Raw genomic sequence first — 26,313 nt, 5'->3', positions numbered from 1 at the left:
CGTGCGGGTCGCCGGCACCGGATTTACGATCCGATCAGCCGGAGGATGTAGCAGAAATGCCGAACATTGTTGTCTGCGCCCTGTACCGCTTTGTGGCGCTGGAAGATTATCAGCAGTTGCGTGAGCCGCTGAAAGCCTTGCTCGATGCCCGGCAGATTCGCGGTACGCTGCTGCTGGCCAGCGAGGGCATCAATGGCACCGTGGCCGGCAGTCGGGCGGCCATTGATGCCCTGCAGGACTGGTTTGCCCGCGACCCGCGCTTTGACGGTATCGACTACAAGGAATCACACGCCGAAGAACAGCCGTTCTATCGCACCAAGGTCAAGCTCAAGAAAGAGATTGTGACGCTGGGCGTGGAAGGTATTGATCCGCAGCGCGTGGTGGGTACCTATGTAGCCCCCCGAGACTGGAATGAGCTGATCTCGGACCCCGAGGTGCTGGTGATCGATACCCGTAACGACTACGAGGTGGACATCGGTACCTTCAAAGGGGCGGTGAACCCGGCCACGGCCAGCTTCCGCGAGTTCCCCGACTATGTGGCACGTCATCTGGACCCGCAGAAACACCGCAAGGTGGCCATGTTCTGTACTGGTGGTATTCGGTGCGAGAAAAGCACGGCCTATCTGAAGGAGCAGGGTTTCGACGAGGTCTACCATCTGCAGGGCGGCATTCTGCGCTATCTGGAAGAGGTGCCGGCAGAGGCATCCCTGTGGCAGGGCGAGTGTTTTGTATTCGACAACCGGGTGACGGTCAATCATGCCCTGCTGCCCGGTGACTATCAGCTCTGCGCTGCCTGTCGGATGCCGCTGTCGGCTACGGACAGGCAGAGCTCGCAGTTTGTACGCGGGGTCAGTTGCCCGCACTGCCATGACCAGAAGACCCCGGAGCAGCGTCGGCGCTATGCCGAGCGCGAAAAGCAGTTGCAACTGGCCCGCCAGCGCGGCCAGGCGCATATCGGCGCCGAGGCCGAGCTCGATCTGCAGCGTCGGCGTGAAGAGAAGCACGCCCGGCGCCGTCAGCAGGCGCAGGCCAGTCGGGCTACCAGTGCAGAATGACCGGGTTGTGGTCGGACGCGCCCCAGGGTGACTGCGGATCATACAGCGGGTGCAGGTAGGGCAGCGGCGGCATTTCGGCGTGGCCGGGCTGCACCTGGCCGCTGATACCGGCCGGGGCACTGTGCAGCCAGATATGGTCCAGTTGCTGGGCCCGGCCACGGAACCAGTAGGTGGGCGCTTCGACATCCAGGCGCTGCCAGCCGGCATCCACCAGCGGCGCCCACAGTGACTCTCCGGTCAGGGTATTGAAGTCGCCGCCGAGCAGCCGGAAGGGCTGTTCGTCCTGCGCGCCCAGCCAGGTCATGATCAGCTCCATTTCCTCTGCCCGCTCCGCCTTGCACAGGTGGTCACAGTTGTGCCCGCGCGACTTCATGTGCACATTGATGACTTCAACGGTTGCGCCGCTGTCCAGCCGGGTGAAGGCCTGTATCAGTGCCGGGCGCGGGTCCGACTCGATACGCTGCAGTTCGCCCTCGGGCTGCAGGCGTTCGGGGTCATACAGAAAGGCATTGGTGATGGCGTCATCACCCGGGCGCACACTCGGTGCTATGGCCTCATAGTGCCGGCCGCCGCGGCTGGCGATCAGCGCTGCCATTTCGGCCAGCACCTCACTGCCACTGCCCTGATCGTGTTCCATTTCCTGTAACAGCAGCAGGTCGGCATCCAGGGCCTGCAGGGCGGACGCCACTTTCTGCCGCTGCCGGGCCCATTCGGCGGCGGAACCGGCGCCGCGCGAGTGGCTGAAATCGCCGTGCAGGCCGCTGAACAGATTCTCGATATTGAAACTGACCAGTCGCAGCTGGCTGTTCTCGGGCGGCTGGATCGTCCAGTCGGCCGGCTCGATGGTGAGCGGTTCGTCGGGCAGAATCACCCAGCGGTTCCAGCGCCAGGTCAGCACGCCGGTCAGTTCGCCCACTCGATTGCCGTTGGCGACCAGAGTCGGGTCCTGCGGCAGGCCCCAGGGAATCTCCTGCAGGCGCCGCTCATTGCTGGCATCTTCCAGGGTCCACTCATGGGTGCCGTCCGCTACCACCAGTTCGCCCACATCGAACAGCCGGTAGTTGTCGACGATGATCGACTCCGGTATCCGCACCCTCATGTTTTCCAGCGGCTCGGCAGGGCTGCCCAGGAGCACGGGTTCAGGCATTTCGCCAGGGCCGCAATCAGTGACTCGGCGTACCGCCGTCAGCTCGGTCAGCCCGTGGAATTCCTTGACCTCACCGGTGACGGCCACCTGACGGCCGATTTCAACAGCGCGCTCGGGAGAGAAGATGAACAGGGCTTCCGATGTCCGCGGGTCGCCGTCGGTCGGCCCCTGAATGAAAAAACCACGCAGATCGGGTGTCACCGCGGTCACCGTACCGGTGGCAGTGACGGTTTCACCCTCCATCGGGCTGGCTTCACCAGGGCCCTGCACCACATAGGGGTGGATGGCACTGCCGCAAGCGGCGTGGGCGGTGCCTGCCAGCAGTGTCAGTGCCAGCGCACAGCCTGGCAGGCAGCGGCCGCGAAGGAATTGCGGATCCTGCCGGTCGCAATGCAGGGCAGGCTGGCTCACAGCGGTCAGCCTGCTATAATCCCGCTCCCCGTGCGGTTCCCGGGCAGGCGCTGAATACTTGACTAAAATACTCGGATTTTCCATAATCTGTTCTGACTTCCGGTTCTAGAGGCTCACTTTCCATGCGCTTGACGACCAAGGGACGCTACGCGGTAACAGCCATGCTGGACCTCGCCCTGCATGAGTCGCAGGGGCCGATCAGTCTGGCTGACATATCGCACAGACAGGGTATTTCGCTGTCGTATCTGGAGCAACTGTTCTCCAGGCTAAGACGCGACGAGCTGGTACAAAGTGTGCGCGGTCCGGGCGGGGGCTATCGTCTGGCCCGACCGGCGGCGGATATTTCCGTGGCCAGGGTGGTGGATGCCGTCAGTGAATCGATGGACGCCACACGCTGTCAGGGCAAGGGTGGCTGTCAGGGCGGCGAAACCTGCCTGACGCATCACCTGTGGGAAGACCTGAGTGCACAGATTCACCAGTTTCTCAGCGATATCAGCCTGGGTGATCTGGTGGCACGGCGCGATATCCAGGCCGTTCGCCAGCGCCAGGACAGCGTTCTGGCCAGGCCAGACAACCAGATTGAATTGAATCGGATCACGTGAAGCCCGGTAGAGTACATGATGCGTAAGCCTGTATATCTTGACTATGCCGCCACCACTCCGGTGGACCCGGCGGTAGCCGACCAGATGGCGGACTGCCTGACCCGGGACGGACGCTTTGCCAACCCGGCATCGCGCTCGCACCTGTATGGCTGGCAGGCCGAAGAAGCCGTCGAGCGGGCGCGCCTGCAGGTGGCTGAACTGATCAACGCCGAAGGTCGGGAAGTGATCTGGACCAGCGGTGCCACCGAGGCGGACAACCTGGCGCTGAAGGGCGTGATGCAGGCGGCCGGCAGTGGTCATCTGGTGGTGTCGGCCATAGAGCACAAGGCGGTGCTGGATACCGCCGGCTGGCTGGAGCAACAGGGCTTTGACGTGACCCGGGTCAAGCCGGATCAGAGCGGGCGGGTAGCCGTGGAACAGGTTGCCCGGGCGCTGCGTGAAGACACGCGGCTGGTCAGTGTCATGCATGTGAACAATGAGGTCGGCACCGTCAATGACGTGGCAGCCATCGGGGCCCTGTGCCGGGAACAGGGCGTCCTGTTTCATGTCGACGCGGTACAGAGCGTCGGGCGCCTGCCCATCGATGTGGCAGCCATGCAAATTGATTTGCTGGCGCTGTCGGCGCACAAGATGTATGGCCCCAAGGGCATTGGCGCCCTGTATATCCGGCGTGGTCTGACGCCCAGGCCGCAGGCACAGATTCACGGCGGCGGCCACGAGCAGGGATATCGCTCCGGTACGCTCGCCACCCACCAGTGTGTGGGCATGGGTGCTGCTGCCGAACTGGCGCGGCAGCATCTGGAGTGCGAACCGGCGCGTGTTGCTGAGCTGCGGGACCGGCTGTGGGACGGTATCCGGGATCTGCCGGGCGTGCAGTTGAACGGCCATCCGACCGCACGCGCCTGTGGCCACCTGAATGTCGGCTTTGCCGGTCAGGACGGTGAAGCCCTGATGCTGGCCCTGCGTGAACTGGCCGTGGCCACCGGGTCAGCCTGTACCTCGGCGTCCATGGAGCCGAGCTTTGTGCTGCGTGCCATGGGCGTGCCCGATGCGCTGGCGCATGCATCATTGCGTTTCAGCCTGGGGCGCTACACAACGGAAGAAGAGATTGAATTTGCCATCGGCCACATTCGGCAGGTGGTAACCAGTTTGAGTCAAGCAGCAGTCTGACGGCTGCCGGAGCGAGGAAAAGATGTCCGAACAGGTCGAAAGTCTGATCAGGAGCAGAAAAGAGTACGCTGCCGGTTTCCATACCAGTATCGACTCGCATACCCTGCCGCCGGGGCTGGACGAGGATGTGGTGCGCTTTATTTCCCTCAAGAAGGGGGAGCCGGAGTGGATGACCGAATGGCGTCTGAAGGCCTATCGTGCCTGGCTCGAGATGAAGGAACCGAACTGGGCCAAGGTCAAGTATCCGCCGGTCGACTTCCAGAAAATCTCCTATTATTCCGCGCCCAAGAGCATGGATGACAAGCCCCAGAGTCTGGATGAGGTTGATCCGGAGCTGCTGGCGACCTACGAGAAGCTGGGCATTCCGCTGCACGAGCAGGAGATGCTGGCCGGGGTAGCGGTCGATGCCGTGTTCGATTCCGTGTCGGTGGTAACCACCTTCCGCAAGAAACTCTGGGAAGCCGGGGTCATCTTCTGCCCCATCAGCGAGGCCGTGCACGAATATCCGGAGCTGGTGCAGAAGTATCTCGGCTCCGTAGTGCCGCAGAAGGACAACTTCTTTGCGGCGCTGAACTCGGCCGTGTTTTCTGACGGTTCCTTTGTCTACATCCCGAAAGGGGTGCGTTGCCCGATGGAGCTGTCGACCTATTTCCGCATCAACGAAATGAACACCGGCCAATTCGAGCGCACCCTGATCGTGGCCGAAGAAGGCAGCCATGTGAGCTACCTCGAAGGCTGCACCGCACCCATGCGCGACGAAAATCAGCTGCATGCTGCCGTGGTCGAGCTGGTGGCACTGGACAATGCCGAGATCAAGTATTCCACGGTACAGAACTGGTACCCCGGCGATGCCGAAGGCAAGGGCGGCATCTACAACTTTGTCACCAAGCGCGGCATCTGCCATACCAATGCCAAGATCTCCTGGACCCAGGTCGAGACCGGCTCGGCCGTGACCTGGAAATACCCGAGCTGCATCCTGAAGGGCGACAACAGTGTCGGGGAGTTCTACTCGGTGGCGCTGACCAACAACTATCAGCAGGCCGACACCGGCACCAAGATGATCCACCTGGGCAAGAATACCCGCTCGACCATCATTGCCAAGGGCATATCGGCCGGTCACAGCGACAGCTCCTATCGCGGCCTGGTGCGGATGAACCCGGGGGCCGAAGGGGCGCGCAACTTTACCCAGTGTGACTCGCTGCTGATCGGGGACAAGTGCGGTGCCCATACCTTCCCCTATATCGAAAGCAGGAACCCGTCGGCCATCGTTGAACACGAGGCCACCACCTCCAAGGTCAGCGATGACCAGCTGTTCCTGTGCCAGCAGCGCGGCCTGGATGCGGAAAAGGCGGTCTCGATGATCGTCAATGGCTTCTGTCGCGAGGTGTTCCGGGAGCTGCCCATGGAATTCGCCGTGGAGGCAGGCAAGCTGCTGGAAGTCAGCCTGGAAGGCAGCGTCGGCTGATACGATCACAGAAATTTGCATTACTGGAAGAGACACTATGCTCACCATTAACAATCTGAGTGCCAACGTCGGGGAAACACAGATTCTGCGTGACCTCAGCCTAACCGTTAAGGCCGGTGAAGTGCACGCCATCATGGGCCCCAACGGGGCCGGCAAGAGTACCCTGGGCAATGTGCTGACCGGCCGTGAAGGCTTTGAAGTGACCGGCGGCACCGTCGATTTTGACGGTAAGGACCTGCTTGCGCTGGATACCGAAGAGCGGGCCCGCGAGGGCATCTTTCTGGCCTTTCAGTACCCGGTGGAGATCCCCGGCGTCAGCAACATGGAATTCCTCAAGGCGGCCCTGGATGCCAAGCGCGCGCATCAGGGGCTGGAAGAAATGTCCTCGGTGGAATTCATGAAGCTGGCACGGGAGACCTGCCGGCAGGTACGCATGGATCAGTCCTTCCTCAAGCGTGGCGTCAACGAAGGCTTTTCCGGCGGCGAGAAAAAGCGCAACGAGATCCTGCAGATGATGCTGCTGCAGCCGCGGCTGTGCATCCTTGACGAGACCGATTCCGGGCTGGATATCGATGCGCTGCAGTCGGTTTCGGACGGGGTCAATACCATGCGGACGCCTGAGCGCGGCTTTATCGTAGTCACGCACTATCAGCGCCTGCTGGACTATATCGAACCGGATTTCGTGCACGTGCTGGCCCAGGGCCGCATTGTGAAATCCGGTACCAAGGAATTGGCCAGGGAGCTGGAAGCTCATGGTTACGGCTGGCTGGACAGCGAGGTGGCCTGAGGCATGACTGATTTTCAGCAACAGGCTTTGCAACTGGCGCAACAGCAGACAGCGCCGGACTGGCTGCAGGACCTGCGGGCCGCCGGGGCCGAGCGCTGGTCTGCCACGCCGTGGCCAACCCGCCGCACCGAGCACTGGAAATATACGCCGCTGGCACCGCTGCAGAAGACCGACTTCGGCGGCTGGGGGCAGGCTGCAGACGCAGCCGATATCGAATGGATCGATGCCGAGGCGCCGCGTCTGGTATTCGTGAACGGCCGCTTTGCGCCGGCGCTGTCGTCCGCCGAACTGCCGGCCGGTGTGGTCCGCTTTGCGGACGCCGGTGCCGACCAGCAGGCTGTCATTCAGCAGCATCTGGGGCAGATCGTGGACAGCGAGCGCCATCTGTTTGCCGCCCTCAGCAATGCCTGGGTGGAGGACGGCGTACTGGTTCATGTGCCACAGGGAGCGCAGCTGGCATCGACCGTACATATCGTGCATATCTCGACGCCGGAAGCGAGCGCCACCACGGCCAGCCAGCGTGTGCTGATCGTGCTCGAGGCGCAGGCCAGTGCCAGTGTGGTGGAGCATTTCGCCTCCACCGAAGCCAGTCAGAACGGCTTCGTCAACAGTCTGACCGAGGTGCAGGTGGCGGCTGATGCCGAGTTCCGGCACTCAAGGGTCAATCTGGAGCAGGAAGACCTGATCCATGTCGGCGGCGTTCACGTCAACCTGGGTCGCTCGGCGCGCATGAAGGGCTTTACGCTGGCCCAGGGCAGCCGCCTGAAGCGGATCGACTATCAGGTGAATCATCGCGGCGAAGGTGCCGAATTGGTGCTCAACGGGGTCTATCTGCCCCGCAACCGCCAGTTGGTGGACTATCACACCAATATCGAACACTGCGTGCCGCATGGCACCACCAGCGAAACCTTTCGGGGCATCATTGGCGATTCGGCGCGCGCCGTGTTCAACGGCCGCATTCATATTCACCCGGATGCGCAGAAGACGCTGGCCGAACTGAGCAACAAGAACCTGCTGACGTCCGGCAAGGCGGAAGTGGATACCAAGCCCGAGCTGGAAATCTATGCCGATGACGTGCGCTGTGCCCACGGCGCCACTGTAAGCCGGCTCGATGCCACCGCCCTCTATTATCTGCAGAGTCGCGGTATATCGCAGGCGGAAGCCGAGGTCATGCTGAGCTTCGGCTTTATCAACGAACTGCTGCGCGAAGCGCCCGAGGCCAGTGTGCAGAGCTATCTGCGCCGGCGTCTGGGCTGGCTGCTGGGCCGGCCCGAGCCGCTGGCCCGGCATCTGGAGGGGGCCACCTCATGACCGAGACCCTGCGCCCGAACACGGCGGCTGAGGCTGCCCGGCCCGTGCCCTTTGACGTGGAGCGCGTACGGCGTGATTTCCCGATTCTGCAGCAGGAGGTCAATGGCCACCCGCTGGTCTATCTGGACAATGCCGCCACCACGCAGAAGCCGCGCGCTGTCATTCAGGCGCTGGTCGACTACTACGAAGGTTACAACAGCAATGTGCACCGGGCGGCACATGCGCTGAGCGAGCGGGCAACGCAGGCCTTCGAAGATGCCCGCGACACGGTGGGGCGCTTTCTGAACGTGGCTGATCGGCGCGAAATCGTCTGGACCAGTGGTGTTACCGAAAGCATCAATCTGGTGGCCTGGAGCTGGGGCCGGGCCAATCTCAAGGCCGGCGATCGCGTGCTGGTCTCGGCCATGGAACACCATTCCAACATCGTGCCCTGGCAACTGGTGGCTGAGCCTCTGGGCGCCACAGTCGAGCCCATCCCGGTCGATGAGACCGGCACGCTCGACATGGAGGCCTTCCGTGCCCTGCTGGATGAGCGCGTGCGCATGGTCTCAGTGGGGCATGTTTCCAATGCGCTGGGGTCGATCAACCCGGTAGAGGAGATCATTGCCGCAGCGCATGCCGTGGGGGCGCTGACACTGATCGACGGGGCGCAGGCAGTGGGTCATTTCCCGGTTGATGTGCAGGCCCTGGGTTGTGATTTCTATGCCGTGTCCGCACATAAAGTATTCGGACCCACCGGTATTGGCGCCCTGTACGGCCGCCTGGCACTGCTGGAGTCCATGCCGCCCTGGCAGGGCGGCGGCGAAATGATAGAGACCGTGAGTTTTGCCGGTACCACCTATGGCGGGGTACCGCACAAGTTCGAGGCCGGCACGCCGAACATTGCCGATGTGATCGGTTTTGGCGCCGCCATCGACTATCTGAACAGTCTGGATCGGGCCGGCGCGCAGCGCCATGAAGACGACCTGCTGGCCTATGCCGAAGAACGGGCCAGAGCCACCGAGGGTCTGCGTCTGGTCGGCACCGCCCAGGCCAAAACCGGGGTCATGAGTTTCCTGGTGGATGGCACGCACCCGGCTGATCTGGGTACCCTGCTGGACCATCAGGGGGTCGCCGTGCGCACCGGCCATCATTGTGCGCAGCCGATCATGGATCAGTTCGGCATTCCGGGCACGGTGCGTGTAAGCCTGGCGTTCTACAATACCCGAGAGGATATTGATCGCCTGTTCGCGGCCCTGGACAAGGCCCGACAGTTTTTCTGATAACCCGAATTCAGGAGGGTGTCATGAGTGTAGAATCGTTCAGCCCGACAGCGGACGTGGTGCGTGTAACACCGGCCGCCATCGAGCATTTTCGCCGTCAGATCGAGACCGGGGACGACGCCCGTGCGGTGCGTCTGAGCGTCAAGGAAAGCGGCTGTACCGGCTTCATGTACGTGGTCGACATGGTGGAGCAGGGCACCGAGGGTGACCTGCATTATCATCTCGACGAGGGTGTGGATCTGTTCGTGGACAGTGCTCATCTGGCGGTGCTGAATGGCACCGAGATCGATTATGTGAAGGCGGGTGTCAATCGTCAGCTGCGCTTCAACAATCCCAACGCGCAGGACTACTGCGGTTGCGGTGAGAGCTTCAATATCGCCAACGCAGGTTGAGCGATCCGTAGTACTGACTGAGGTTTGCCCATGGAAAGACGCATGGTGGTCGCGCTGGAAGACTGTCCGGCCCGGCGCGTGCCGGACGGTACACCGCTGACCATTCCCAAAGACACCTTCGTGACCATCACGCAGTCGCTGGGTGGCAACTACACCCTGACCTGGAACGGCCAGATGGTGCGGGTGGATGGCACCGATGCCGCCGCCATTGGCCAGCAGCCGGCACGGCTGGATTTCCCGGCACCCGAGGATGACCGCATTCGGGAAGATCAGGTCTGGGAGGCGTTGAGTACCGTCTATGATCCGGAAATACCGGTCGATCTGGTCAACCTGGGGCTGATCTATGGCGTGGAGATTGATCAGGCTGCCCGGCGCGTCGATATCCGCATGACCCTGACCGCACCCGGCTGTGGCATGGGGCCGGTGCTGGTCGGTGATGTCGAGTACCGGGTGGCCATGGTGCCCAATGTGGACAGCGTCGAGGTGGAGCTGGTTTTTGATCCACCCTGGCACCGCGACATGATGAGCGAAGAAGCCCAGCTCGAAACCGGCCTATTTTTCTGAACAGGACAGCAGACGCAACAATGGCAGAATTCGGTACAGACATTACGGCAGCGGACATCGTCGACACCCTGTCCTTTTTTGACAGTTGGGAAGAACGCTACAAGTACATCATTGATCTGGGGCGTGAACTGCCGCCACTGGCCGACGAACATCGTATCGAGGACAATCTGGTGCGGGGCTGCCAGAGCCAGGTCTGGCTGGTCCATGATCTGCAGGACGGTCGGCTGCGCTTTGTCGCCGACAGTGATGCCCATATCGTGCGCGGTCTGCTGGGTGTGGTGCTGGCGGCCTACAACGACAAGACACCGGCGCAAGTGCTGGCGTTCGACATCGATGCCTATTTCGATGAACTGAACCTGATCAAGCATCTCAGCCCGACCCGGGGCAATGGCCTGCGCGCCATGGTCGGACGCATCCGGGCCACCGCTGACGCCGTCTGAACAGCACTGAAACTGTCACTGTCTGAACCTTGTCCGGAGGGATGAACCCATGGTGTCAAAGGCACCCGTACAGGATGTGCGCGTACACCTGCTGCTGGGCTTTCTGGGTGTGGGCAAGACCACGGCCATTCGCCACCTGCTGGCCCACAGGCCGCAGGATGAGCGCTGGGCGGTACTGGTCAACGAATTCGGCGAGATTGGCGTGGATGCCCGCCTGATCGGCGACACTGGTGTCGCCGTGAAACAGATACCCGGCGGCTGCATGTGCTGTGCTGCCGGGCCAGTCACCCGTGTCGCGCTCAATGCCCTGTTGCGACAGGAGCGCCCGGACCGCCTGCTGATCGAACCCAGCGGCCTGGGGCATCCGAAGGAGATACTGCAGCTGTTGCAGGGCCCCGACTATGCCTCGGTGCTGCAGGTGGAAGGGGTGCTGACCCTGCTCGACCCGCGGCAGGTGGTACAGCGCCGCTATCAGGAGCATGAGCTGTTCCGTGATCAGATCGAGGCGGCACATCGCTGGGTGCTGAACAAGGCCGACCTCTGCCCGCCCGAGATCCTGCAGCAGGCCGAACAGTGGCTGCTGGAGCGCCCGGAGGCGCAGGCCCACCCGGCGCGCCAGGCGGGTATCAGAACCGTCTCCGCGGGCGAAATAGCCCTGAGCTGGCTGCAGAACCGGGCGCAACGCGGTGCTGCCATCCCCGCATCTGCTGCCCGCGCGATGTCGCCGCCAACACTGGACTGGCGCCAGGCGCCCGAGCCGCCGCAACCGGGGCAGTGGATCGAGCTGGCGCATGCCAGTGACGGCTTCCACAGCCTGGGCTGGCGTATCAGCGTCAGGGAAGTCTGGGATGCGGATGCATTGCTGGAGTGCCTGCTGGGGCTGGGTGTCATGCGCAGCAAGGGCGTGCTGCTGACCCAGCGCGGCTGGCTCTGGTTCAATGTGGCCGGAGACGACCTCTCAGCCGGACTCTGCGGGCCGCAGGACGAAGCCGTGGTTGAACTGATAGATGACAGGGCGCTGGATGCAGGTCGGCTCAGGCAGCACCTTGAAGCCGCTCGCCAGCCGCTGCCAACCCCCTGAGAGGTTTCGGGTCAGCGGGGATTTGTTCCGCAGTGCCATAAAGGTATAGAATGCGCGACCCGTTCAAGTTAGCGCCCAGCACTGGGCAGGTAGTCCGCCGTGAACATTGAAATCGACACCCTGAACGCCAATGAGACCTGGCCGATCCGCCAGGTGGTATTTGCTCCTGACCAACCTGTCAGCCAGAGTGTGCTGGAAGACGATACCAGCGGTCAGCATTTTGGGCTGCGCGTGGAAGGTCGTCTGGTCGCCGTTGCCTCGCTGTTTGTGGCCGGTACCGAAGCCCGCCTGCGCAAGCTGGCAGTGCTGGGGGACTATCGCAATCTGGGCCTGGGCACCCGCCTGGTCGAGCATGTCAGTACGCAGGCGCAAACAGCCGATGTTGCACGCCTCTGGTGCCGCATTCGAGTGCCGTCGCTGCCGTTCTACCAGCGCCTGGGGTTTGTCGAAATCGCCGACTCTCGCCACCGGAAAGGCACTCTGACCTACTGCCATATCGAACGTCAACTGGCCAGACCATAAAACAGCCCGTCAGCGCAGGTTTTTCTGTTGTACAACAGGGCTCTACTGTGCAAATTTTCACCCCTTTGTCACAATCATGCTATAAGTAGTTACAAAAGCTGAGGTGAGGCAAGGGGAGTCTGTTATGCCCTTTCGGGTAATGCGACTGACCAAGGGCGGCCTGCCGGTTGCCTGGATCAGCTGGGAAGAAGCAGCGGTGCTCTATGTGCGCGGGCAGGTGCTGTGGACCCTGGGTGATGACAATCTGCGCTTGCATGGCGGCATCAATCGGGCCGGCGAACGCTCGGTGCTCGATATTGCGCCCATTGTCGCCTGCGACGGCAATCATCCCTCTGACGGCACGGTCCCGGCGCTGACCAATCCCATCCTGTTTCGGCGTGATCAGCAGCGCTGTCTGTATTGCGGACATCGCTTTCAGCTGGCGGATCTGACCCGTGACCATGTGGTACCCCGGGTGCAGGGTGGCAGGGATGCCTGGACCAATGTGGTCACGGCCTGCCGGCGCTGCAATCAGGCCAAGGGCGGGCGCACGCCCGAGCAGGCCGGCATCAAGCTGCTGGCAGTACCGTTCCGGCCCAATATCTTCGAGTTCATGTATCTGGCCAACCGACATATTCGCGGTGACCAGATGGACTATCTGAGCCGGCGCTTTGGCGACCACCTCAAGCATCCCGCCCGCCAGCCCATGCAGGTACCCTGACCCGGGCTGGTCAGGCAGGCATCCGTTGCTGCGTTCACTGGTTGCCAGTCGAACGCAGAGTCAGGCCCACGCTGATGTTCAGACCATTGATGCTGTCGTCTTCCGAGACCAGGTAGCCGACTTCGGTATTCAGCCGGATATGCTCCTGGAAGGGCGTCGGCGCATTGACCGACATTAACAGATTGGTGCCCAGGCTGTCGGTCCAGACCGCATCCACGCCGTAGAAGAAACTCTCCGAGCGGTTGACGGCGCCCATCAGGCCAACGGCAAAGTAGGCCGTATCCAGATAGCCCATGGTGATGCGGTAGTAGGCATCCAGATTCTGCTGGCTTTCGAAGCGCAGGCCCAGCGTATAGGCATGGGTGATGTCGTCATTGGTGAGGCCCAGCGAGTTGTAGCCGAAGTTCACCATCACATCACCGCGGCGGCGCACTTCCTGCACGGTATCGCCCGGCTCCACCAGACCGCGGGCCAGGTCATAGCGGTCGGAGCGCATGATCTGACCGCGCGCGTGATTCTCGTGCACACTGGTGATGCGGATGCGGGCGACTTCAACCCGGAAGGCATCATCGTCGCCAATGTTCTCGAGGTCCTTGTAGACGGCAAATTCGTCGCCCCGGCTGATGCCGGCGCGGTGGCCCAGGCTGATGGCGACCTCGTCATTGAGCTTGGTCAGGATGCGCCCCTGATAGTCTTCGGCCTGGCCGTCCACCTGTTCCACCCAGTGGTCAGCCTCGATGCTGCGCTGGCCGAGCAGGATGTCGGCTACGGCGTATACATTGGTCACTTCGCGCACCACCACGATGCCGGCGTGTTCGTCCAGGAAACCATAGCGGTCGCCGCTGGAGGTCTCCAGCGCTTCGCCCTGGCCATAGACGCGGTACACATCGCCCACGCGCACCCCTGCGTTGCGGCCCAGATCAAACCAGATGCGCTGGTCACTGACCCGGACCACCTGACCCAGTTCCCCGTAATGACGTTTCAGGTTGCGCGTCAGTTCATACTCGATCTGGGCCATCAGGCCGTCCAGCGTATTGAACTCGAATTCCAGTTGCCGCGCCAGGGTGACTTCACCACCCACCGAGTTGACGAACTCGAGCTGCAACCGGGCGGTCGAGGTACGGCTCAGCCCGCGCCGCTGCTCGCTGACGGTCAGGTTGGCCAGTGCCACAATGGGCAGACGGGAAGAGGCAGCGCTGGACAGCATCTGCTGCTTCTTGTCCGGGTCGGACCAGTCAAGACCGGGCCGAATCCAGCTGACCTCAAAGTCTTCCAGTGCATCAATGGCGTGCTGAACCACACGGCGGAAGGTGGCATCATGGCTGGCCACTTCGGGACTGGCTTTGGTGGCCAATAGTATATTGGGCTCGTCAGCCAGGGCGGGCGCCCCGCTCAACAGCAGCAGCGGGAGCAGAACACGGGATACTACATGGCGCATAAGCAGCGTCATCCTCGGTTTTACACTGATATGACATGGTTTTAGTCCATTGACTGAGGGCTGGCAAGGTGAAATGCCGCCTGGCCTGCAAAAAACGTGCATTGCGCATGGAGTCGGATGGCTCGGAACGGTATAATTCGCGCGCCTTGAAATTCCAACAGTTACAGGATCAATGATAATGGCAATTGAGCAGACTTTTTCCATCGTGAAGCCCGATGCCGTGGGCAAGAATGTCATCGGCGAGATCTACAGCCGCTTCGAGAAGGCCGGTCTGAAGATAGTGGCAGCCAAGATGGTTCATCTGTCCGCAGACAAAGCCGGTGAATTCTATGCCGAGCACCGGGAGCGTCCGTTCTTCAATGACCTGGTCGGTTTCATGACCTCCGGCCCGATCATGGTGCAGGTACTGGAAGGTGAAAACGCAGTGGCCCTCAACCGTGACCTGATGGGTGCGACCAACCCGAAGGAAGCCGCTGCCGGCACTATCCGGGCCGACTTTGCGGAAGAAGTGTCCGCCAATGCCGTACACGGGTCGGATTCTCCGGAATCTGCCCGCCGCGAGATCGGTATCTTCTTCTCCGCCGACGAAATTTTCAGCCGCTCCTGAGGCGCCTGTGACCATGGCTCGCAGTGAGTCATGGTCATTTGCCCTGGCGGCCCTTGCAGTGCAGACAGGATTCATTGTGGATAATAGTGCCATCAACCTGCTCGGAATGACCCGGGCGCAGCTTGAAGATCTCTTCAGCACCATGGGTGAGAAACCCTTCCGTGCCAAGCAGGTGCTGAAGTGGATTCATGCGCGTGGGGTCAATGACATTGATGCCATGACGGACCTGTCCAAAAAACTGCGTGATCGGCTGCGCGAAGTGGCCGTGCTGGATGTGCCGGAAATACTCTACGACCGCACGGCCCAGGATGGCACACGCAAATGGCTGATGCGCATGGCCGGTGGTTCGGCGGTGGAAACCGTGTTCATACCGGAGGCCAATCGTGGCACGCTCTGCGTGTCATCGCAGATAGGCTGCGCGCTGGACTGCTCCTTCTGTTCCACCGGCAAGCAGGGCTTCAACCGCGACCTGTCGGCGGCGGAAATCATCAGTCAGCTGTGGGTGGCTGCCAAGGCACTGGAAGGTACCGAGGAGCGCCGGGAACGCCGTATTACCAATGTTGTCTTTATGGGCATGGGTGAACCACTGCTCAACTACGAACCGGTGATGGCAGCCATCGACCTGATGATGGAAGACAATGCCTATGGTATCTCCAAACGCCGGGTGACGCTGAGCACCTCCGGTGTTGTGCCGGCCATACGGCGCATGGCGGAAGATACCGACTGTAGCCTGGCCCTGTCGCTGCACGCCCCCAACGATGCGCTGCGTGACGAAATTGTACCGCTGAACAGGAAGTACGGCATCGCCGAAACCCTGGCCGCCTGCAATGAATATCTGAGTCAGCTGGCGGACAAACGCCAGCTGACCATCGAATACACCCTGATCAACGGCATCAACGACCATGCCGAGCAGGCCCGTGAGCTGGCAGAAGTCCTGCGCCAGACGCCCTGCAAGATCAATCTGATTCCGTTCAATCCGTTCCCCAATTCCGGCTACGAGCGGCCCAGCAACAACCGCTGTCACCACTTCCGCGAGCTGTTGCTGAAGGCGGGTTACAATGTCACCATTCGCAAGACCCGCGGCGATGACATTGACGCGGCCTGTGGCCAACTGGTCGGACAGGTAGAGGACAGGACCAGACGGAGTGAGCGTTATATCAAGGCGGTGCAGATTGGCAGTACTGCGGCCGAAATTGCCAGTGCACGAACAGGAAGACTCTGAACCATGAAATCTCTGTGGCCGACACGTCTTATCGTTCTGACCGCTGCTCTGATGCTGACGGCCTGTGCCAGTGTGGGCAGCCAGACCAGCTCGCAGGATGCGGAGACCGCGCAGCGCTATGTGGAGATCGGTTTCCGCCATCTGGAGTTTGACAACCGCCAGCAGGCGCGGCGCGCCTTCCGTGAAGCGCAGTCTCTGGACCGCGATGCCAGTGGCGCCTATCTCGGCATGGCCATGGTGTATCAGGCCGAGGGTGAGCCGGAACTGGCCGAGGATTACTATCAGCGCGCCTTGTCGATGAGCGACGAGACCGAATACCGGCATGCCTATGCACAGTTCCTGTTTCGTCAGGGCCGTCTCGACGAAGCAGAGGAAGCGTTCCGGCAGGTTACTGCCGATGCGGATTACGCCAATCGCGGTGCCGCCTTTGAAGACCGCGCCATTCTGAACCTCTATCAGAATGACCTGGAGACAGCCAAGACACATTTCGATCGCGCCATCCAGTTGAACCGCATGCTGCCCATGCCCTATTGGCACATGGCCAATATCCACCTGGTGCAGGGCAATACCCAGCGGGCCCTGGACTATTTCGAAGGTTTTGAAAATCTGGTGCGGGCCGATGTCACCGACCATACGGAAGACAGCCTGATTCTGGGACTGCGTGTAACCGAAGCCATGGACCGCGAAGAAACCTACTCGGGGTTGCTGGAATTGCTGGAAGAACGCTTCCCCGACAGTCGCTACCTGCGGAGTCGCAACGATGAATAAGCAGATGGTCTCACCGATTCGGCGTCGGCCATCCAGACAGATCATGGTCGGCAATGTGCCGGTGGGGGGAGATGCCCCCGTCTCGGTACAGAGCATGACCAATACCGAAACCACGGATGTCGATGCCACAGTGGCACAGATCCGCCGGCTGGAAGACGCGGGCGCTGATCTGGTGCGGGTCTCCGTGCCCAGCATGGATGCCGCCGAGGCGTTCGGCAAGATTCGTCAGCAGGTCAATGTACCGCTGATCGCCGATATACATTTCGATCACAAGATCGCCCTGCGGGTGGCTGATCTGGGGGTCGATTGCCTGCGCATCAATCCGGGCAATATCGGCAAGGAAGATCGGGTGCGCGCGGTTGTCGACAAGGCGCGCGATATGGGCATCCCGATCCGCATCGGGGTCAATGCCGGTTCGCTGGAAAAACGCCTGCAGCGCAAATATGGGGAACCCACCCCGGAGGCGCTGGTGGAATCCGCGCTGGACCATATCAATATTCTCGAGCGGCTGAACTTTCGTGACTTCAAGCTCAGTCTGAAGGCGTCGGATGTGTTCATGGCGGTCGCGGCCTATCGCCTGATTGCCGATCAGATCGATCAGCCCCTGCATCTGGGTATTACCGAGGCAGGCGGTTTGCGTTCCGGCACTGTCAAATCTTCGGTGGGTCTGGGCATGCTGTTGATGGACGGCATTGGTGATACGCTGCGGGTGTCGCTGGCCGCCGATCCGGTGGAAGAGATCAAGGTGGGCTTCGATATCCTGAAAAGCCTGCGTTTACGCAACAAAGGCATTAATTTCATTGCCTGCCCCAGTTGCTCCCGGCAGAATTTCGACGTTATCAGCACCATGAATCAGCTTGAAGAGCGGTTGGAAGACATCAAGACTCCTCTCGATGTGGCGGTGATCGGCTGCATCGTTAACGGGCCGGGAGAGGCGAAAGAAGCCGACCTGGGCGTTACCGGTGGCTCACCGGCCAATCTGATCTATCTGAATGGCCGTCCCAACCGGAAGCTCAGCAATGGCCAGTTGGTGGACGAGTTCGAACGCATGATTCGGGACAAGGTAGCCGAGCGGGAGGCTGCCGAGCGCGCAGTCATCGCGCGCAGCGGTGATACCGAATGATCCCGGTGCCAGCCGTGCACAACAGATCAAATCTACAGGTTAAGGAATCGTTTTGAAAAACCTGCAAGCCATACGTGGCATGAATGATGTACTGCCCGACCGCTCGCCGGCCTGGCAGTATCTCGAACAGCAGATGCGAGTGCTGTTCGACCGCTACGGCTACCGGGAAGTGCGCACACCGGTGGTCGAGGATACGGCGCTGTTCAAGCGCTCCATCGGCGAAGTGACGGACATTGTCGAGAAGGAAATGTACACCTTCGCCGATCGCAATGACGAGAGCCTGACCCTGCGTCCGGAAGGCACGGCGGGTGTCGTGCGCGCGGCCATTCAGCATGGCCTGCTGCACAACCAGATTCAGAAACTCTGGTACACGGGGGCCATGTTCCGGTACGAGCGGCCGCAGAAGGGCCGTTACCGCCAGTTTCATCAGTTCGGGGCCGAGATCTTTGGTCTGGAAGGGCCGGACATCGATGCCGAGCTGATCATCATGACCGCGCGCCTGTGGCAGCAGCTCGGCATTGCCGAGCATCTGCGGCTGGAGCTCAATACTCTGGGTACAGCGGCCAGCCGGGGGCGCTATCGGGATGATCTGGTAGCCTTCCTGCGCACGCATGAAGCGCGTCTGGATGAAGATTCACGGCGCCGTCTGGAGACCAATCCGCTGCGCATTCTGGATTCGAAGAACCCGGACACGCAGTCGATTCTCAATGACGCGCCCGATTTCATGGATTACATCGATGACGAGTCGGCCGCGCATTTTAGTGTGCTGTGCGCACAGCTGGACCAGGCCGGCGTGAGCTATCGGGTCAATCCGCGGCTGGTGCGCGGGCTGGACTATTATGGCCGCACTGTCTTCGAGTGGATTACGGATGCGCTCGGAGCCCAGGGCACTGTGCTGGGCGGCGGGCGCTATGATGCCCTGGTCGAGCAACTGGGCGGCAAGCCGGTGCCGGCCATCGGTTTCGGCATGGGCGTGGAGCGCCTGCTGCTGTTGTTGGAAACCCTGGGCGTGGTGCCGGAGTCGGTATTCACGACCGTGGATGCGTATCTGATCAGCATGGGTGAGGACGCTGACATGGCGCTGCTGCCACTGGCCGAGCGGATTCGTGAGGCCAACCCGACGCTGCGTCTGCAGACACACCTGGGCGGCGGCGGCTTCAAGTCGAAAATGAAAAAGGCTGATCGCAGCGGGGCCCGGCTGGCCCTGATCCTCGGTGAGGATGAATTGCAGCAGCAGGTGTTCACGGTCAAGGACCTGCGCACCGGCGAGGACCAGTATGAACTGGCCTGGAATGACAGCGCCCGCTTGACTGCGGCGCTGAACAACGAATAAGCGAATAAGAAGGGTCTCAAGGAGTCTAGCGTGTACGATACTGATGAAGAACAGATAGAAGCGATCAAGAAGTGGTTTGCCCGCTGGGGCAACCTGATTATCGGTGGTTTTCTGGTCGCCATTCTGGCCTATGGAGGCTTCTGGTTCTATCAGAATCAGCAGCAGCAGGCACGCGAAGCAGCCTCGGACCAGTATCAGCAGGTGCTGCGCCTGGTGGGTGATGCTCAGCAACTGACCGATGATCAGCGCACCGAGCTGGACAGTCTGTTCGAGAGCCTGGCGGCGGATCACCCGCAGAGCACCTATACGCTCTATACCGCCATGTTGCAGGCCCGCTATGCAGTTGCCGAGGGTGAGCTGGAAGCGGCTGAAGACCGCTTGCGCTGGGTCCTTGATCAGGAACCGGAACAGTCCCTGCAGCGGCTGGTCAACCTGCGTCTGGCGCGGGTGCTGTTTGCGCAGGAAGAATACGATGCCGTGCTGTCCACGCTGGACAGCCTGGACCCGGGCAGCCAGCGCGTCGGCTATGCCGAACTGCGAGGTGATGTGCATGCCAGCTTGGGTGATCGTGATGCGGCCCGGGCTGCTTATGCCGAAGCCTGGGAACTGGCTCAGTCCCAGGGCCTGAACCGGCCGCTGTTGCAGGCCAAAGCTGAAACCTATGGTGTACTCTGAGAGGTCATTGATGTCGATGCGCGTTTCAATCGTAGTACTGCTGACAGCCCTGCTGGTGCTGACCGGATGCGGTAACCTGGCGCGCACTCCGCCTCCGGAGCCGCCGGCCCTGACCGATGATCGGGTGCGCCTGGACTGGGGCTTCCGCTTTGTGCGTGACTGGCAGCCCGGACAGGGGCCCGAACGTCTGCGCCCGGCACTGGGTGACGATCATCTGTACGTGGCCTATCAGGATGGCCAGGTGGCGGCGCTGGACCGCGACACCGGACGGGTTCAGTGGCGGCAGCAATACGAGCCCTGGCAGGCCGGGGTGACCCTGGCCGATGGTCGGCTGTATCTGGTCAGCAAGGCCGGCGATCTGAAAACACTGTCGGCGGAAGACGGCAGTCTGCTTCAGTCATCGCATCTCAATCTGTCGACTCTGGCCGCGCCCGTGGTAGAAGGTGACCGTGTGGCGCTGATAGGCCGCGATGGTTCACTGCGGCTGTGGGACCTGAGCAATGAAAGCTGGGTCTGGATCTATGACAGCGAACAGCCCGGCCTGACCCTGCATGGCCAGGCGCAACCGCTGATTGTGGGTGACCAGGTAGTGGCCGGCTTTGCCAATGGCCGCCTGGCTGGCTTCAGCCTGCGTACCGGCGAACTGCGCTGGGCCCAGCGCCTGTCCGATCCGCGCGGCAGCACGGATCTGCAGCGCCTGGTCGATGTGGACACTTCGCCGCTGCTGGTCAATGGCCGTATTTTTGCCGGTTCCTTTGAGGGCCGGTTACTGGGTGTGGCCGCCGATACGGGTGAGCCGAGCTGGACCATCGACAAGTCCGTTACCGCCAGTCTGGCCACCGATGGGCGCAGCCTGTTCGTGGCCGACCGAGGCGGCGAGATAGTGGCCTATGATCTGCAGACTCAGGGCGAGCGCTGGCGTCAGCAGGGCTACAGTGGTCGGCCGCTGACCGGTCTCACAGTAGCCGGCAATCGCCTGGTGGTTACCGACCGGCGGGGCTATATCCATGTGCTGGACAGCGCCAACGGGGACACCATAGGCCGCCTCGATTTCAGTGGCAGCCGCCATTTTACCGTGCCTGCAGTCGCCGATGGCGAACGCTTCTATGCTCAATCCATGGAAGGCATGATCATTTCCGGGCGTGAACGTCCGGGCCGGGAGTAAGCCACCTTGACACCCGTTATCGCCCTTGTCGGGCGGCCCAATGTGGGCAAATCGACACTGTTCAACTGTCTCACCCGTACCCGTGATGCGCTGGTGGCCGACTGGCCCGGCCTCACGCGGGACCGCAAGTATGGCGAGGGCAAGCTGGGTGAGCAGCCCTATATCGTGGTCGACACAGGTGGTGTCAGCGGCTATGAAGAGGGGCTGGATTCCGAAATGGCTGAACAGTCCTATGCGGCGATTCAGGAAGCCGATTTCGTTATCTTTCTGGTCGACGCGCGCGACGGTGTGACGGCGAGTGATCACAGCCTGGCCAACCACCTGCGCCAGGCCGGCAAGCCGATGCAACTGGTGGTCAACAAGGTCGATGGCCTGAATGAAGACACCGTACTCAACGACTTCTATGAACTGGGTCTGGGCGATCCCTTCCCACTGGCGGCGTCACACAACCGTGGCGTGACCAGCCTGATTACCGATGTGCTGGACGGCTTTCCGGACGCCGAGCCGGTCGATACCGAAGCACTGTACGGGCAGGGCATCCGCCTGGCCATAGTGGGGCGGCCCAATGTCGGCAAGTCGACACTGGTCAATCGCATGTTGGGCGAGGAGCGGGTGGTGGTCTATGATCACCCCGGCACCACCATGGACAGCATCGCCATTCCGTTCACCCGGGATGAGATCAACTATACCCTGATTGATACGGCGGGCATCCGCCGCCGCAAAAGTGTACGCGAAGCGGTGGAGAAATTTTCCATCATCAAGACCCTGCAGGCCATCCAGAGTGCCAATGTGGTGATTTTGGTGCTGGATGCCCGTGACGGTGTGGTCGAGCAGGATCTGCACATGCTGCACCATGTGCTGAAATCCGGCCGCTCCGTGGTCATGGCGGTCAACAAATGGGATGGCATGAGCGAAGAGCAGAAAGATGAAGTACGGCGCGGTCTGAACCGAAGGCTTGATTTCATGGGCTGGGCCGACCTGCACTTCATTTCCGCTCTGCATGGCACCAATGTGGGCCATCTGTTCAAGTCGGCCCAGCGGGCCTATGAGGCGGCCACATCACAGTGGTCAACCCATTTCCTGACCGAGTTGATGCAGGGCATTGTGCAGGAGCATCAGCCACCCATGGTCAACGGACGGCGCATCAAGCTGCGCTATGCGCACCTGGGCGGGCGCAACCCGCCGGTGATCGTGGTGCATGGCAACCAGGTCGACAAGCTGCCGGGCAGCTACAAGCGGTATATGGAGAACACTTTCAGGGAAGTGCTGGAGCTGCGCGGTACGCCGGTGCGGCTGGAATTCCGCTCGGGGGACAACCCCTACGCCAGCACTTCGAACAAGCGCAAGCAACGGCGCTGAATCAGTCGCCGCGCTCTGCTTTTTCTGTACTGTCCACGCGGCCCCTGATGCGGCCATCCGCAATTCTGATCTCCAGCGTCTGCCCGGGCGCAACCTGGGTGATGCTGCGGATCACCCGCTGCTGCTCATCCAGGGTAATGCTGTAGCCACGCTGCAGGGTGGCCAGCGGGCTGGCCAGGTGCAGCGCATGGGCCTGCTGCTCGAGGCGACCACGATAGTTCTGCAGCCAGCGCTGCATGACCCCGGGCAGACGCTCCCGGAGACGGTTCAGGGCTGTACGTTGATAATGCAGACGGGTAGCCGGTGAGGCGGCCTGCAGGCGCCGCTGCAGCGCGTTCTGCTGTTGCCGCTGGTGTTGCAGGCGAACCAGCATGGCACGCTCCAGACGAGTGCTGCGTTCGTCCAGGCGCTGCTGTTGCTCGCGTATGCGCTCACTGGGGTGACGCAGGCGCTGGTACAGATGATCAACACGCTGGCGCTGACTGGTCAGGTAACGGTTGAACACCAGGCGCAGCTGCTGATCCAGGCGCTGGAACTGCTGGCGCCAGACCTGCTGATCCTGCGACAGCAGTTCGGCCCCGGCCGAAGGCGTCGGCGCGCGCACGTCAGCCACGAAATCGGCAATGGTGAAGTCGGTCTCGTGACCCACGGCACTGACAATGGGCAGCGGGCAGGCTGCCAGGTCGCGGGCCAGTGCTTCGTCATTGAAGCACCAGAGGTCTTCTGTCGAACCGCCGCCCCGGGTCAGCAGCAGGGCGTCCACGGCATTGTCGGTGATGGCGTAGCGCAGCGCGCGGCGAATATCCGCTGCCGCTTCCCGCCCCTGTACCAGGCAACTGTAGACCCGAACTTCCATGCCCGGGTCACGCCGCTGCAGTACCTGCAACACATCCTGCAGAGCCGCCCCGGTAGCGGAGGTGATCACCCCCAGCCGGCTGACTGCGGTCGGCAGCGGCTGCTTGCGCGCCGGATCAAACAGCCCTTCGGCTTCCAGGCGGCGCTTGAGAGCTTCGAACTCCACCTGCAGCGCTCCGGCGCCGGCCGGCATGACGCCGCTGACGATCATCTGATAGTCGCCGCGTCCTTCGTACAGGCTCAGCCGCCCGCGCACCAACACCGCATCGCCTTCCTGTATGGGGTGGCGCTGGCGTGCGGCCTGACCGCGAAAGAAGGCACAGCGCACCTGCGCATCGGCATCCTTGAGCGTGAAATAGATATGGCCGGAACGGGGGCGCGCCAGATTGGAAATCTCGCCCTGTACCAGCAGGGTGGGGAAGTGCTGCTCCAGAATGAACTTGGCCTGACGGTTCAGCTGCGCGACCGAGATGGGCGTGTTGTCGCCGGCAGTAGTCATTGCAGATTCAGTCTCCGCTTCAGGGTGACTGGTCGAACATGCGGTCGCCCAACTGGTCGACAGTCTGGCGGGCCTTCATCAGGCTTTGTTCGACGGCGATATCCATGGACGGGCAGAGGTCTGCACGAATCAGGCGATAGACCCGGTCCGGATCGTCGACCCGGCTGATGGTGCCGGCCACGCGGTACTGGCCGCCCACGCGTATGGGACTGATGGCCAGATGGTAGCCGTTGTAGTCTTCTTCATGCTGGACAGTGTTCGCCCCGGCGGCGCTGTCGCCGCCCCCCAGAAGGGATTTCAACCAGTTCAGCATATGGTTCTTCCTGTGCAAATGGGAGCGCCATTGTAGCGGTTTGTCCGCCGCTCTGCGAGCCTGACCCGAGTATGACTGGCCTGTCGCGAGTCTTCCACAGATTCTGTGCATAACTCTGTGAGTAACAATTTAAAAAGGCTCGTGGAGGCCGGTGTCATAAGGGGGTACTTGGACTGTTCAAAAAATGCACAATTCAAAAAATTCTTTAAAATCAATATCTTAAAAAAATATTGACAGCCAGTTCGGAGTCTGGCAAGAGGATTTTCCTCTGCTCGGCTCTGTCATGCACCAATGTGAATAAAGTTCGGACTCAGGGGCAGAAAAGGCTTGCAAATGCCAGTACTTTGAGCCGATCCGGCAAAGTCTTTGCGCCAAGGTAGGCAAGTGCATCCTGTGTCGGTAAAATCGCCCCACGCTAAAACAGGCCCCGAACTATGCATTGTCCATTCTGTGGTCAGCCCGATTCCAAAGTGATCGATTCCCGCCTGGTGGCCGAAGGCCAGCAAGTGCGTCGCCGCCGCGAGTGCGTGCATTGCGGAGAGCGCTTCACCTCCTACGAAACGGCGGAACTGGTGATGCCCAAGATCGTCAAGCAGGACGGTACGCGTGAACCCTACAATGCCGAGAAACTGCGTGCCGGCATGATGCGGGCGCTGGAAAAGCGCCCGGTGCCGATGGAAGACATCGAGTCGGCCATCACCCATATCGAGCACCAGCTGCGTGCCGGCGGCGAGCGGGAAATCTCCTCGCGCAATGTGGGCGAGGCCGTCATGCAGGCGCTCAAGCAGCTTGATCAGGTGGCCTATGTCCGCTTCGCTTCGGTGTACATGAGTTTTCAGGATATTGCCGAGTTCCGGGCCGAGATCGAGCGGCTGGAGAAACTGCGTCCATGAGATCGGGTCAGGATCAACGCTGGATGCAACGCGCCCTCCGACTGGCTGAAAAGGGCCTGTTCACCGCCGCCCCCAACCCCCGCGTCGGCTGCAGCATCGTCAAGGGCGGGGTCGAGATCGGCGCCGGCTGGCATCCCGGGGTGGGTGAGCCGCATGCCGAAGTGTTTGCCTTGCGGGAAGCCGGAACAGCGGCCCGCGGCGCCACAGCTTATGTCAATCTGGAACCCTGCAGCCACTTCGGGCGCACACCGCCCTGTGCCGATGCCCTGGTCGCCGCACAGGTAGCACGTGTGGTGGTGGGCAATATCGATCCGGACCCGCGCGTCGCCGGTCGTGGTGTGGAGAAATTGCGTGCGGCCGGTATCGAGGTGATCACCGAGGTACTGGCCGAAGCCTGCGATGCGCTCAATCAGGGTTTTTTCAAGCGCATGCATACCGGCCGGCCGCTGGTGCGCCTCAAGATCGCCCACAGCCTCGACGGCCGCACGGCCATGGCCTCGGGCGAGAGCCAGTGGATCACCGGCGAAGCCGCCCGGGCCGATGTGCAGTACTGGCGCGCCCGCAGCTGTGTGGTGCTGACCGGTGCCGACACCCTGTTGCACGACCAGGCGCGTCTCAAGGTCAGGCCCGACCTGCTCAAGCGGCGCTGGCCGGATCATCCTCCGTTGCAGGGGCCCAAACGGGTGGTGGTGGACAGCCAGTTGCGCGTGCCGCCGGACCACCCATTCTATGCCGATGTGTCCGATGTGCTGGTGTGTACCGCCGCCGATCAGTCGGGCCCGGTGCTGGAGGCGCTGACCCATAGGGGCATACAGGTGATCAGCCTGCCGCGGCGGGGCGAACATCTGGATCTGGATGAATTGCTGCTGGCATTGGGTGAACGCGGGGTCAACGAGGTACTGGTGGAAACCGGGCCCAGGCTGAGTGGTGCCTTTATTCGCCAGCACCTGATCGATGAAGTGGTGCTGTACATGGCCCCGCGCTGGCTGGGTAGCCGGGGTCTGCCCGTGGTCGACCTGCCACTGGATCAGATGGCTGACAGCCTGGGTCTGCAGATACGGGAACAGCGACAATTCGGGTCCGACTGGCGTATAATCGCCGTGCCGGAAAAGCATTCAGCGTCAGCCGCCGCAGCTGACTGATCAACAGGGGAG

General features: G+C 61.7%; 27 protein-coding genes. 23 read left to right on the top strand and 4 right to left on the bottom strand.

Annotated elements, in window-relative coordinates:
• Positions 1–56 precede the first annotated feature (56 nt).
• Positions 57–1,055 (top strand): oxygen-dependent tRNA uridine(34) hydroxylase TrhO, encoded by a 999-nt coding sequence (gene trhO, locus E4656_RS18550; protein WP_135484816.1) that lies wholly within the window; start codon positions 57–59, stop codon positions 1,053–1,055.
• On the opposite strand, the gene E4656_RS18545 is transcribed toward trhO, so the two are convergent.
• Positions 1,039–2,613: an endonuclease/exonuclease/phosphatase family protein gene (locus E4656_RS18545; RefSeq protein ID WP_167856141.1), complete on the bottom strand. Its 1,575-nt coding sequence runs from the start codon at positions 2,611–2,613 to the stop codon at positions 1,039–1,041. The genes trhO and E4656_RS18545 overlap by 17 nt on opposite strands.
• A 122-nt stretch (positions 2,614–2,735) precedes the next feature.
• Between E4656_RS18545 and iscR the strand changes: the two genes are divergently transcribed.
• The 12 genes from iscR to E4656_RS18485 all read left to right on the top strand — a co-directional run bounded on the left by iscR (position 2,736) and on the right by E4656_RS18485 (position 12,909).
• Positions 2,736–3,215: a Fe-S cluster assembly transcriptional regulator IscR gene (gene iscR, locus E4656_RS18540; RefSeq protein ID WP_135484814.1), complete on the top strand. Its 480-nt coding sequence runs from the start codon at positions 2,736–2,738 to the stop codon at positions 3,213–3,215.
• A gap of 18 nt (positions 3,216–3,233) precedes the next feature.
• The gene (locus tag E4656_RS18535; protein ID WP_135484843.1) at positions 3,234–4,385 is read left to right on the top strand and encodes an aminotransferase class V-fold PLP-dependent enzyme; all 1,152 of its coding nucleotides are present in this window, start codon (positions 3,234–3,236) and stop codon (positions 4,383–4,385) included.
• Between the two features lie 22 nt (positions 4,386–4,407).
• Complete coding sequence (sufB, locus tag E4656_RS18530) at positions 4,408–5,850, top strand: Fe-S cluster assembly protein SufB (RefSeq protein ID WP_135484813.1); 1,443 nt, start codon at positions 4,408–4,410, stop codon at positions 5,848–5,850.
• A 37-nt stretch (positions 5,851–5,887) separates the two neighbouring features.
• Entirely contained in the window at positions 5,888–6,637 is a 750-nt protein-coding gene (gene sufC, locus E4656_RS18525) for a Fe-S cluster assembly ATPase SufC (RefSeq protein ID WP_135484812.1), read from the top strand.
• 3 nt (positions 6,638–6,640) lie between these two features.
• Positions 6,641–7,948 carry a Fe-S cluster assembly protein SufD gene (gene sufD / locus E4656_RS18520; RefSeq protein ID WP_135484811.1) on the top strand — a complete coding sequence of 436 codons (1,308 nt, stop codon included), beginning with the start codon at positions 6,641–6,643 and terminating at the stop codon, positions 7,946–7,948.
• On the top strand, positions 7,945–9,210 hold the full coding sequence (locus E4656_RS18515; protein ID WP_135484810.1) for an aminotransferase class V-fold PLP-dependent enzyme: 1,266 nt from the start codon (positions 7,945–7,947) through the stop codon (positions 9,208–9,210). The genes sufD and E4656_RS18515 overlap by 4 nt, the downstream gene beginning before the upstream one ends.
• Positions 9,211–9,233: 23 nt before the next feature.
• Positions 9,234–9,602, top strand: a complete 369-nt coding sequence (locus E4656_RS18510) for a HesB/IscA family protein (RefSeq protein ID WP_135484809.1) — start codon at positions 9,234–9,236, stop codon at positions 9,600–9,602.
• 30 nt (positions 9,603–9,632) lie between these two features.
• Positions 9,633–10,166 (top strand): putative Fe-S cluster assembly protein SufT, encoded by a 534-nt coding sequence (sufT, locus tag E4656_RS18505; RefSeq protein WP_205849275.1) that lies wholly within the window; start codon positions 9,633–9,635, stop codon positions 10,164–10,166.
• 20 nt (positions 10,167–10,186) lie between these two features.
• Complete coding sequence (locus tag E4656_RS18500; protein WP_135484808.1) at positions 10,187–10,606, top strand: SufE family protein; 420 nt, start codon at positions 10,187–10,189, stop codon at positions 10,604–10,606.
• A 49-nt stretch (positions 10,607–10,655) separates the two neighbouring features.
• On the top strand, positions 10,656–11,687 hold the full coding sequence (locus E4656_RS18495; protein ID WP_135484807.1) for a CobW family GTP-binding protein: 1,032 nt from the start codon (positions 10,656–10,658) through the stop codon (positions 11,685–11,687).
• A gap of 99 nt (positions 11,688–11,786) precedes the next feature.
• Positions 11,787–12,209, top strand: a complete 423-nt coding sequence (locus E4656_RS18490; RefSeq protein WP_135484806.1) for a GNAT family N-acetyltransferase — start codon at positions 11,787–11,789, stop codon at positions 12,207–12,209.
• A gap of 124 nt (positions 12,210–12,333) precedes the next feature.
• Positions 12,334–12,909 carry an HNH endonuclease gene (locus E4656_RS18485; RefSeq protein ID WP_135484805.1) on the top strand — a complete coding sequence of 192 codons (576 nt, stop codon included), beginning with the start codon at positions 12,334–12,336 and terminating at the stop codon, positions 12,907–12,909.
• Between the two features lie 34 nt (positions 12,910–12,943).
• Here the strand turns inward: E4656_RS18485 and E4656_RS18480 are convergent, their stop codons facing one another.
• Complete coding sequence (locus tag E4656_RS18480; protein WP_135484804.1) at positions 12,944–14,347, bottom strand: hypothetical protein; 1,404 nt, start codon at positions 14,345–14,347, stop codon at positions 12,944–12,946.
• A gap of 178 nt (positions 14,348–14,525) precedes the next feature.
• Here E4656_RS18480 and ndk point away from each other — a divergent pair, with 178 nt between their 5' ends.
• From ndk to der, 8 genes are all read left to right on the top strand, one after another.
• A complete protein-coding gene (gene ndk / locus E4656_RS18475; RefSeq protein WP_135484803.1) occupies positions 14,526–14,954 on the top strand; it encodes a nucleoside-diphosphate kinase in 429 nt (142 codons plus the stop codon).
• Positions 14,955–15,027: 73 nt separating this feature from the next.
• Positions 15,028–16,176: a dual-specificity RNA methyltransferase RlmN gene (gene rlmN, locus E4656_RS18470; protein ID WP_276605991.1), complete on the top strand. Its 1,149-nt coding sequence runs from the start codon at positions 15,028–15,030 to the stop codon at positions 16,174–16,176.
• Between the two features lie 3 nt (positions 16,177–16,179).
• Positions 16,180–16,944, top strand: coding sequence for a tetratricopeptide repeat protein (locus tag E4656_RS18465; RefSeq protein WP_135484801.1), 765 nt, complete (start codon positions 16,180–16,182; stop codon positions 16,942–16,944).
• A complete protein-coding gene (gene ispG, locus E4656_RS18460) occupies positions 16,937–18,067 on the top strand; it encodes a flavodoxin-dependent (E)-4-hydroxy-3-methylbut-2-enyl-diphosphate synthase (protein ID WP_205849274.1) in 1,131 nt (376 codons plus the stop codon). The genes E4656_RS18465 and ispG overlap by 8 nt, the downstream gene beginning before the upstream one ends.
• Positions 18,068–18,119: 52 nt before the next feature.
• Positions 18,120–19,400 (top strand): histidine--tRNA ligase, encoded by a 1,281-nt coding sequence (gene hisS, locus E4656_RS18455; RefSeq protein WP_135484800.1) that lies wholly within the window; start codon positions 18,120–18,122, stop codon positions 19,398–19,400.
• 30 nt (positions 19,401–19,430) lie between these two features.
• Positions 19,431–20,075 (top strand): YfgM family protein, encoded by a 645-nt coding sequence (locus tag E4656_RS18450; protein WP_135484799.1) that lies wholly within the window; start codon positions 19,431–19,433, stop codon positions 20,073–20,075.
• Positions 20,076–20,091: 16 nt separating this feature from the next.
• Positions 20,092–21,240 carry an outer membrane protein assembly factor BamB gene (locus E4656_RS18445; RefSeq protein ID WP_167856140.1) on the top strand — a complete coding sequence of 383 codons (1,149 nt, stop codon included), beginning with the start codon at positions 20,092–20,094 and terminating at the stop codon, positions 21,238–21,240.
• A gap of 6 nt (positions 21,241–21,246) precedes the next feature.
• The gene (der, locus tag E4656_RS18440; protein ID WP_135484797.1) at positions 21,247–22,599 is read left to right on the top strand and encodes a ribosome biogenesis GTPase Der; all 1,353 of its coding nucleotides are present in this window, start codon (positions 21,247–21,249) and stop codon (positions 22,597–22,599) included.
• Position 22,600: 1 nt separating this feature from the next.
• On the opposite strand, the gene xseA is transcribed toward der, so the two are convergent.
• Positions 22,601–23,953, bottom strand: a complete 1,353-nt coding sequence (gene xseA, locus E4656_RS18435) for an exodeoxyribonuclease VII large subunit (RefSeq protein WP_135484796.1) — start codon at positions 23,951–23,953, stop codon at positions 22,601–22,603.
• Between the two features lie 19 nt (positions 23,954–23,972).
• Positions 23,973–24,266: an HlyU family transcriptional regulator gene (locus E4656_RS18430; protein WP_167856139.1), complete on the bottom strand. Its 294-nt coding sequence runs from the start codon at positions 24,264–24,266 to the stop codon at positions 23,973–23,975.
• 434 nt (positions 24,267–24,700) lie between these two features.
• Here E4656_RS18430 and nrdR point away from each other — a divergent pair, with 434 nt between their 5' ends.
• Both nrdR and ribD read left to right on the top strand, forming a co-directional pair.
• Positions 24,701–25,159, top strand: coding sequence for a transcriptional regulator NrdR (gene nrdR / locus E4656_RS18425; protein ID WP_135484794.1), 459 nt, complete (start codon positions 24,701–24,703; stop codon positions 25,157–25,159).
• The gene (gene ribD / locus E4656_RS18420; RefSeq protein ID WP_205849273.1) at positions 25,156–26,301 is read left to right on the top strand and encodes a bifunctional diaminohydroxyphosphoribosylaminopyrimidine deaminase/5-amino-6-(5-phosphoribosylamino)uracil reductase RibD; all 1,146 of its coding nucleotides are present in this window, start codon (positions 25,156–25,158) and stop codon (positions 26,299–26,301) included. Before nrdR ends, ribD begins: the two co-directional genes overlap by 4 nt.
• Positions 26,302–26,313: the final 12 nt, after the last annotated feature.

Origin of the sequence: Natronospirillum operosum (assembly GCF_004768465.1) — a bacterium.
In the GTDB taxonomy this organism is placed as follows: domain Bacteria; phylum Pseudomonadota; class Gammaproteobacteria; order Pseudomonadales; family Natronospirillaceae; genus Natronospirillum; species Natronospirillum operosum.
The sequence above is the reverse complement of the archived record's forward strand: the minus strand, read 5'-3'. Positions and strand labels throughout refer to the sequence as shown.